The sequence below is a fragment of the Methanoculleus sp. UBA413 genome (assembly GCF_002502935.1).
GTDB classification, from domain to species: domain Archaea; phylum Halobacteriota; class Methanomicrobia; order Methanomicrobiales; family Methanoculleaceae; genus Methanoculleus; species Methanoculleus bourgensis.
The window spans coordinates 1-5527 of record NZ_DAQR01000037.1 but is presented as its reverse complement, the minus strand read 5'-3'; the positions used below and the strand labels follow the sequence as shown (position 1 = coordinate 5527).

The window sequence follows — 5527 nt, the reverse complement described above, 5'->3', positions numbered from 1 at the left end:
CCGCCGGACGTAGTTCGGGTTGGCGCTGTTTGCCTCGACCGCCTCTATCTTCGCCTTCCTGGTCTCGCCGGTCGCGGGGTCTGCGACTGCCGCGTAGTCCATCCGGAGTGCCCGGACCTTCTGGTTACCCCCGTAGGTGCGGATAACCCTCTTGCGCTCTTCACCAATGTGTGTCTCTGCCGGAGCTCTTCCGATCTCCGACCGCTTCTTGCCCTGGGAGGTGTGATAGCGCCCGCCCGTCGGCTTCCGTACTGATCTTCCTTGCCACTGCATGTGACCACCGTTTGTACTCTACTATGAGGACGCGATGCCCGTCGTGGGGTTGCAATCTCTCGTTAAAGTGCTATAACTATTCGGGGGGAGGGTATTTAATCGTGCTGATCACGCGAGGATCGCATCCAGCAGTTCCTCGATCCCTTCCCCGGTCTTCATGTTCGTCCGGAAGATCTGCATCTCCGGGTTGTAGCGGCGCATATCCTGTTCCATCCGGTCGAGGTTGGCGCCGACGAACGGAGCGAGGTCAACCTTGTTGATGACGCCGATGGTGCTTCCGCGAAACATCATCGGGTGTTTGTTCACCACGTCGTCCCCTTCGGTGGAACTGATGATGACGATCCTCTTCTCGGCGCCCAGCCTGAAGTCTGTCGGGCAGATCATGTTGCCGACGTTCTCGATGAAGAGGATGTCGATATCGTCGAGCGGCAGGTGCTCGATGGCGTGCTCCACGAGATGGGCGTCGAGGTGACACTCCTTCCCGGTGTTTGCGTTGTAGGCCGAAACCCCGAGGGCGACGATCCGCTGGAAATCGTCGTCGCCGTAGACGTCCCCTGCAATGGCGCCGACGCGGAGCCCCCGCTCCCGGAGCAGGGGTACGAGCCGCTCAATCGTGGCGGTCTTCCCGGACCCGATAGCGCCGAGGAGATCGAACGCCCGGATACCGTGCTTCTTGAGGAGTCCCGCGTTGGCGTCTGCGATGCGGTTGTTGACGTCGTAGATATCCTTCTCCACGTGGACGTCGATATGGTGCATGGTTAGTACTATTGATCATGATATGTTTATAGGTTAACACCCAAACACTACGGCAATGAGCGCGGAGCGCATCCTGTACCCCTGTTATTTCGATGCCACGCTACAGCGGCGGGAGGGACGCCGTGTCCCGAAGGAACTCGGCGTGAAGTCCCCCGACCTCCCTGCTATCGAGGCAGTACTTCGGAAGATGAAGGTCCCGTACCGCCTGGAGGAGCACCACCATCCCGCCAGGTGGGCGGAGCGTGAAGGCCGGCTTGTGGCTGAATGGGAAGGGAGCAAGGAGGACCTGATCCGGCGGGTCGCAAAACGCCTCGGGGACCGGAAGTGACCGGGATGTACGACCTGCACACCCATACCATCCTCTCAGACGGTGAACTGCTCCCGACGGAACTTGTCAGACGCGCGGCCGTCCTCGGCTACGATACCATCGCCGTCACCGACCATGCGGATGCATCAAACCTCGCGCACCTGGTGGAGGCGGTGGGCGAGGTCCGGGATTCGGCGCAGTGTTACGACGTGGACCTGCTCGTCGGGGTGGAACTCACCCATGTCCCGCCGTCCCTGATCCCGGGGCTTGCGCGCGACGCAAAACGGCGTGGTGCTGATATCGTCGTGGTCCACGGTGAGACGGTGATGGAACCGGTCGCTCCCGGGACCAACCGCGCCGCCTGCACATGCGATTATGTGGATGTGCTCGGCCACCCCGGGCTCCTCTCGATTGAGGATGCGCTTGAAGCGGCGAAGCGCGGGATAGCGCTTGAGATAACGTCCCGTGCGGGGCATAACCGGACGAACGGCCACGTGGTCCGGGTGGCGCGGGAGGCCGGCTGCCGGCTCGTGGTCGATTCGGATACACATGCGCCGTCTGATCTAATGTCAAAAGAAGCGCGATGGGCGGTTGCGCTCGGCGCCGGGCTGACGGAGGCGGAATCGCGAGAGGTTCTCTCTCAGGATATAAAGCGGCTTCTCCATCTGTGAGATGGGGTATTTATAATTTAGCAAAACATTTTTATACTCGCGGCGTCAATATATATACGTTACTAAATATATCCAGCTAAGAGTATACCTTCGAGGTTGCAGTTTGCGGTTAGTCGGTCGTTCAGTAAGTATCTGCAGTAATCGCTTGTTAATCTTGCGATGTGGTGCTGCCCAGTTGCCCCGCCTCTATGGAGAGGTTGTAGATCGCCGACTAAAACCCGTAGGGAAGGTAGTTGACATCTTTGGGAATATATCATCTCCCTATGCCGTAGTTCTCTGCTACAATGGCTGCTCCGTGCAGGTTGGCGAAAAAATCTTTGCAAAATAGGTGGATAATCGATGGCTGAAGTTGAAAAAATAAAACAGCTGCAGATGCAGCGCGAAGCCCTGAAGAAGAGAGGGGAGCAGAAGGTCAAAGAGACGGAGAAGAAACGTCACGAAGAGAGTGTCCAGTCAGTCTGTCCCGAGTGCGGCAGCCGCCAGCTCGTCCACGACTACGAGCGTGCTGAACTCGTATGTCAGAGCTGTGGTCTTGTCCTTGATGAGGAGTTCATCGACCGCGGTCCCGAGTGGCGTGCGTTCGACCACGACCAGCGCATGAAGCGCTCCCGTGTGGGCGCACCGATGACGTTCACGATCCACGACAAGGGTCTCTCGACGATGATCGACTGGAGGAACCGCGACTCCTATGGTCGTGCTATCTCGAGCAAGAACCGCGCCCAGCTCTACCGGCTCCGGAAGTGGCAGCGGCGTATCAGGGTCTCGAACGCGACCGAGCGGAACCTGGCGTTTGCGCTCTCGGAGCTGGACCGGATGGCGTCTGCGCTCGGGCTGCCCCGGAACGTGCGTGAGACTGCAGCGGTGGTCTACCGCGACGCGGTTGACAAGAACCTGATCCGCGGCCGGAGTATCGAGGGTGTTGCGGCAGCGGCGCTCTATGCAGCGTGCCGCCAGTGCAGCGTGCCCCGGACGCTCGACGAGGTCGCAGAGGTCTCCCGGGTATCGAGAAAGGAGATCGGGCGTACCTACCGGTTCATCTCCCGTGAACTCGGGCTCAAGCTCCTGCCGACGTCGCCGATCGACTATGTACCGCGCTTCTGCTCGGGCCTGAACCTGAAGGGTGAGGTCCAGAGCCGGGCTGTCGAGATCCTCAGGCAGGCGGGCGAGCGCGAACTTACGAGCGGTAGAGGCCCAACGGGCGTTGCAGCGGCCGCCATTTACATCTCCTCGATCCTTGGCGGCGAGCGGCGCACCCAGCGTGAGGTCGCCGAGGTTGCAGGCGTGACCGAGGTCACGATCAGGAACAGATATAAGGAACTGGCAGAAAAGTTAGATATTGAGATCATACTCTGATCTCCTATCTTTGGGCTCGTAGATCAGGGGTAGATCGTTTCGTTCGCAACGAAAAGGCCGCGGGTTCAAATCCCGCCGAGTCCACTTTTGTTTTTGGGTGTAGCCCCTACAAAAAACAACCAGGAACTCATCCAGCCAAAATCACCGCGTCTATCGCGTTTTTATATGAGTATTCACGTGCTACGGTGTGCCTGCTGGCATTCTTCAGTATACCGCTCTATTTCGTTCCATCTCAGGCATTTCGTTTCTTCTACAGCGCGCGGGGTGTTGATGCATGCTCGTGCCAGCGTATGCGTGGCCGGACAGTATGGAAACCGACACCTGGTTGAGATGACAAACGGGCAATAAAGCCGCCTGTCGCCGCTCGCCGGGATGATAAAGCAGTTATTGATGAGATCATTACAGCGATTGAAATCCTGACTGAGGAGTGGATTGAATCCAATGAATAAACCAATTTATACCCCCTGAGTGCGCAGAGACACTCTTGCGATGCGTTGCCCGGACTCCCGGCCGCTTTCAACTGTACACTGGGTATACTGCCTCACTTGCGTCCTCCAGGGTTTATGCAATCCAGTTTGCGTCGTAATATTAGCCATGGCGTAAAGAGGTACTTTTAAATAACGTTTCGCCCAATCGCCCATTGGGCCTATGAGGATCAGGTATGACCCTAATGAAGAACGGTTTGCGATCATACTGAAGGAAGAGTCGGTCCTGCTGTATGATGAAGAGCACGGAGATCTTGGCTTTCGCGTATTCTATTCTGAGAAGGGAGAGATCGCTGAAATCCGGTTTAGAAATATCATTAAGTACATAGACTTGTCTCAGGGCATATTCGAGTTAATCCAGCCGGATTATCTTCCATACCGGAGATATGTGTTCCAGTACGGGGGAGACGGGAGATATTGGGGCTGCACCGATAGTTATACGCATATTCGCGATACTGATGACCGTATCAACTGGAAGACGGTTCTTTCAGTGAAACATAGAGACCAAACGCCAATGCCTTACTATGAGATAAACAAGATTCGCGAGGAGTTCTTTGACGATATGGTGGAATGGAATCAGGATAGTATGTATGATGGGTGTTTTGCAAGCGTTTATGTTGATGACATCCTGTATTTCTGGTGGCAGAGAGACGATCTGCCTGGTCTCTATTCGGCTCTGTTGAATTCCTCCCAGACAGCAACACTCAGGACTGTTTGACCTGCCTTCGTCAGGTTATGGAGAATCGCCTTGCTCTTGATCTCCTTGACCTGGTACCAGTATTTTCTTGCCTTCAGTTCCTCTCCGAACCTTCTTTTGAGGACTGAAAAGGCTGTTTCGACTTTGTTTCGTTCTCGGTACCGCTCCTGATCGAAGTCGGTGTACATCTCCTGTCGATAGATCCCCGATCGGACCCTTCCTTTCCAGGTTCGGACCGGGATCACCGAATCCGCACCGATCTCTTCCTGAATCTGGCGATGCAGTCGTTCAGCATCGTATCCTTTATCCATGACATAGCACGCGGTTTTTCTGACTCTCTGACACTGTCTGAGCAGTGGTGTCGCATGGTTGACATCGTGTACGGGGTGTTGGGAGATCTTGACGCACAGGATCACCTGCTTGTGGGTATCCACTGCGATCGAGGTCTTCAGGAAGCTCTTTCGTGTTTTTCCGGTTCGCCAGGAGTAATAGTGACTGGCGTAGGAACTGGTGAACCCGGATGCATCGATGGCGGTGATGGGTATTATCTCACCCCAGGAATAAAAGAGTGTCAGAGTCTTCTTGAGCATTCGCGTGAAGAGGAGCGAAGGAATCCGGGTCATGAACTTATGAATAGTTGAATAGTGAGGCACCTGTTCCAGCTGGAGCAAGTCTTTAATCGGGTCCAGCAGATCGATGAGTTCCACCGTGTCCCGGTAGTCAGTACCAAGGGTCTCCCGCAAGAGCAGAAGTGTCATGAGTTGATGCTGAGTATACGTTCTCCGGGAGTATTTGCAGGAATAGAGCGGTAAATGGGAGGATCGGACGACCGCAAGGATCGCTTCGGTAAGGTTGATATATCTGTTCGTTGACACTATCTCTGCTCCTTGGTGTTGGTTTGGTCATTAACACAAGGAGCAACGATTTTTATAGACTTTTCTCTTTAGGTGTGACCGAGCCTTGACAAGAGGGTTTCAACAGAGCC

7 protein-coding genes and 1 tRNA gene are annotated in these 5527 nt (G+C 55.5%); 5 read left to right on the top strand and 3 right to left on the bottom strand.

The genetic code is table 11. The annotated features are described in order from the left end of the window. Together BP858_RS02805 and hypB are read right to left on the bottom strand one after the other, a co-directional pair. Nucleotides 1-273, bottom strand: a 273-nt coding sequence (locus BP858_RS02805) for a 30S ribosomal protein S8e (protein WP_286878790.1), incomplete at its 3' end; no start/stop codon positions are given. A 108-nt stretch (nucleotides 274-381) separates the two neighbouring features. Then, nucleotides 382-1029: a hydrogenase nickel incorporation protein HypB gene (gene hypB, locus BP858_RS02800; protein WP_286878789.1), complete on the bottom strand. Its 648-nt coding sequence runs from the start codon at nucleotides 1027-1029 to the stop codon at nucleotides 382-384. 55 nt (nucleotides 1030-1084) lie between these two features. On the opposite strand from hypB, the gene BP858_RS02795 reads away from it, so the two are divergent. The 5 genes from BP858_RS02795 to BP858_RS02775 all read left to right on the top strand — a co-directional run bounded on the left by BP858_RS02795 (nucleotide 1085) and on the right by BP858_RS02775 (nucleotide 4563). Continuing rightward, nucleotides 1085-1357, top strand: a complete 273-nt coding sequence (locus tag BP858_RS02795) for a signal recognition particle subunit SRP19/SEC65 family protein (protein WP_062261748.1) — start codon at nucleotides 1085-1087, stop codon at nucleotides 1355-1357. Nucleotides 1358-1362: 5 nt separating this feature from the next. Further along, the gene (locus tag BP858_RS02790; RefSeq protein ID WP_062261750.1) at nucleotides 1363-2007 is read left to right on the top strand and encodes a histidinol phosphate phosphatase domain-containing protein; all 645 of its coding nucleotides are present in this window, start codon (nucleotides 1363-1365) and stop codon (nucleotides 2005-2007) included. Nucleotides 2008-2346: 339 nt separating this feature from the next. Then, nucleotides 2347-3360: a transcription initiation factor IIB gene (locus BP858_RS02785; RefSeq protein WP_074175002.1), complete on the top strand. Its 1014-nt coding sequence runs from the start codon at nucleotides 2347-2349 to the stop codon at nucleotides 3358-3360. A 12-nt stretch (nucleotides 3361-3372) separates the two neighbouring features. Then, nucleotides 3373-3444, top strand: a tRNA-Ala gene (locus BP858_RS02780). Between the two features lie 564 nt (nucleotides 3445-4008). Then, a complete protein-coding gene (locus BP858_RS02775; RefSeq protein ID WP_286878788.1) occupies nucleotides 4009-4563 on the top strand; it encodes a hypothetical protein in 555 nt (184 codons plus the stop codon). On the opposite strand, the gene BP858_RS02770 is transcribed toward BP858_RS02775, so the two are convergent. Beyond that, nucleotides 4512-5417 (bottom strand): IS5 family transposase, encoded by a 906-nt coding sequence (locus BP858_RS02770; protein ID WP_286878787.1) that lies wholly within the window; start codon nucleotides 5415-5417, stop codon nucleotides 4512-4514. The two genes, BP858_RS02775 and BP858_RS02770, sit on opposite strands and share 52 nt — an antisense overlap. Nucleotides 5418-5527: the final 110 nt, after the last annotated feature.